Source organism: Streptomyces sp. NPDC056835 (assembly GCF_042789485.1).
Taxonomy (GTDB): domain Bacteria; phylum Actinomycetota; class Actinomycetes; order Streptomycetales; family Streptomycetaceae; genus Streptomyces.
Map to the genome: position 1 here is coordinate 1 of NZ_JBHUBB010000075.1, position 3218 is coordinate 3218.

A 3218-nucleotide genomic window follows, 5' to 3' on the forward strand; every position below is an offset into this window, starting at 1 on the left:
GGGGGAAACCCCCGACTACCATCGGCGCTGAAGAGCTTAACTTCCGTGTTCGGTATGGGAACGGGTGTGACCTCTTCGCTATCGCCACCAAACAAATTGAGAGTGTTCTCTCAAAACTAGATAACAGGTGTGACATCATTCAAAAATATGGTTAAGTCCTCGATCGATTAGTATCTGTCAGCTCCATGTGTCGCCACACTTCCACCTCAGACCTATCAACCTGATCATCTTTCAGGGATCTTACTTCCTTGCGGAATGGGAAATCTCATCTTGAGGGGGGCTTCATGCTTAGATGCTTTCAGCACTTATCCCGTCCGCACATAGCTACCCAGCGATGCCCTTGGCAGAACAACTGGTACACCAGCGGTGCGTCCATCCCGGTCCTCTCGTACTAAGGACAGCTCCTCTCAAATTTCCTGCGCCCGCGACGGATAGGGACCGAACTGTCTCACGACGTTCTGAACCCAGCTCGCGTACCGCTTTAATGGGCGAACAGCCCAACCCTTGGGACCGACTACAGCCCCAGGATGCGATGAGCCGACATCGAGGTGCCAAACCTCCCCGTCGATGTGGACTCTTGGGGGAGATAAGCCTGTTATCCCCGGGGTAGCTTTTATCCGTTGAGCGATGGCCCTTCCATGCGGAACCACCGGATCACTAAGCCCGACTTTCGTCCCTGCTCGACTTGTAGGTCTCGCAGTCAAGCTCCCTTGTGCCTTTACACTCTGCGAATGATTTCCAACCATTCTGAGGGAACCTTTGGGCGCCTCCGTTACCTTTTAGGAGGCGACCGCCCCAGTCAAACTGCCCACCTGACACTGTCTCCCCGCCCGATAAGGGCGGCGGGTTAGAAGGTCAATACAGCCAGGGTAGTATCCCACCGATGCCTCCACCGAAGCTGGCGCTCCGGTTTCCAAGGCTCCTACCTATCCTGTACAAGCTGTACCAACATTCAATATCAGGCTGCAGTAAAGCTCCACGGGGTCTTTCCGTCCTGTCGCGGGTAACCTGCATCTTCACAGGTACTATAATTTCACCGAGTCTCTCGTTGAGACAGTGCCCAGATCGTTGCGCCTTTCGTGCGGGTCGGAACTTACCCGACAAGGAATTTCGCTACCTTAGGACCGTTATAGTTACGGCCGCCGTTTACTGGGGCTTCAATTCGCACCTTCGCTTACGCTAAGCGCTCCTCTTAACCTTCCAGCACCGGGCAGGCGTCAGCCCCTATACTTCGCCTTACGGCTTCGCAGAGACCTGTGTTTTTGCTAAACAGTCGCCTGGGCCTATTCACTGCGGCTCTCTCGGGCTTGCACCCTAACAGAGCACCCCTTCTCCCGAAGTTACGGGGTCATTTTGCCGAGTTCCTTAACGAGAGTTCTCTCGATCACCTTAGGATTCTCTCCTCGCCTACCTGTGTCGGTTTGCGGTACGGGCACCTCTCACCTCGCTAGAGGCTTTTCTTGGCAGTGTGGAATCAGGAACTTCGCTACTATATTTCGCTCGCCATCACAGCTCAGCCTTATGGGAAACGGATTTGCCTATTTCCCAGCCTAACTGCTTGGACGCGGATATCCAATACCGCGCTTACCCTATCCTCCTGCGTCCCCCCATTGCTCAAATGGTGAGGAGGTGGTACAGGAATATCAACCTGTTGTCCATCGCCTACGCCTTTCGGCCTCGGCTTAGGTCCCGACTAACCCTGAGCGGACGAGCCTTCCTCAGGAAACCTTAGGCATTCGGTGGAGGGGATTCTCACCCCTCTTTCGCTACTCATACCGGCATTCTCACTTCTAAGCGCTCCACCAGTCCTTCCGGTCTGGCTTCACAGCCCTTAGAACGCTCTCCTACCACTGTTCGAAGAACAGTCCGCAGCTTCGGTGATACGTTTAGCCCCGGTACATTTTCGGCGCAGAGTCACTCGACCAGTGAGCTATTACGCACTCTTTAAATGGTGGCTGCTTCTAAGCCAACATCCTGGTTGTCTAAGCAACTCCACATCCTTTTCCACTTAACGTATACTTTGGGACCTTAGCTGGCGGTCTGGGCTGTTTCCCTTTCGACTACGGATCTTATCACTCGCAGTCTGACTCCCAAGGATAAGTCATTGGCATTCGGAGTTTGACTGAATTCGGTAACCCGGTAGGGGCCCCTAGTCCAATCAGTGCTCTACCTCCAAGACTCTTACCTTGAGGCTAGCCCTAAAGCTATTTCGGAGAGAACCAGCTATCTCCAGGTTCGATTGGCATTTCACCCCTACCCACACCTCATCCCCGCACTTTTCAACGTGCGTGGGTTCGGGCCTCCATTCAGTGTTACCTGAACTTCACCCTGGACATGGGTAGATCACCTGGTTTCGGGTCTACGACCACGTACTCATGCGCCCTATTCAGACTCGCTTTCGCTGCGGCTCCGCATCTTCTGCTTAACCTTGCACGGGATCGTAACTCGCCGGTTCATTCTACAAAAGGCACGCCATCACCCGTTAACGGGCTCTGACTACTTGTAGGCACACGGTTTCAGGATCTCTTTCACTCCCCTTCCGGGGTGCTTTTCACCTTTCCCTCACGGTACTGGTTCACTATCGGTCACTAGGGAGTATTTAGCCTTGGGAGATGGTCCTCCCGGATTCCGACGGAATTTCACGTGTTCCGCCGTACTCAGGATCCACTCAGGAGAGAACGAAGTTTTGACTACAGGGCTGTTACCTCCTATGGCGGGCCTTTCCAGACCTCTTCATCTACCTCGTTCCTTTGTAACTCCGTACAGAGTGTCCTACAACCCCAAGAGGCAAGCCTCTTGGTTTGGGCTAATCCCGTTTCGCTCGCCGCTACTCAGGGAATCGCATTTGCTTTCTCTTCCTCCGGGTACTTAGATGTTTCAGTTCCCCGGGTCTGCCTTCTCATATCCTATGAATTCAGATATGGATACCACTCCATTACGAGTGGTGGGTTTCCCCATTCGGAAATCTCCGGATCAAAGCTTGCTTACAGCTCCCCGAAGCATATCGGTGTTCGTCCCGTCCTTCATCGGCTCCTAGTGCCAAGGCATCCACCGTGCGCCCTTTCTAACTTAACCATTTCTTACTTTAGAAAGAATCACTATGTGTGATGAACTTTGCATTGCATTCAATGTGAATGTATTACTTATTGTTATCTAGTTTTCAAAGAACAATCCTGTCTCGCTAGAGACATGTTTTGAAGGAATGATCCTTCAAAACC

General features: G+C 52.7%; 2 rRNA genes. Both read right to left on the reverse strand.

The window, feature by feature from the left end:
- Window positions 1-92: ribosomal RNA gene (rrf, locus tag ACFRMN_RS38530) — 5S ribosomal RNA — on the reverse strand; the annotation flags it as partial.
- A gap of 55 nt (window positions 93-147) precedes the next feature.
- A 23S ribosomal RNA gene (locus tag ACFRMN_RS38535) occupies window positions 148-3075 on the reverse strand.
- Between the last annotated feature and the right edge of the window lie 143 nt (window positions 3076-3218).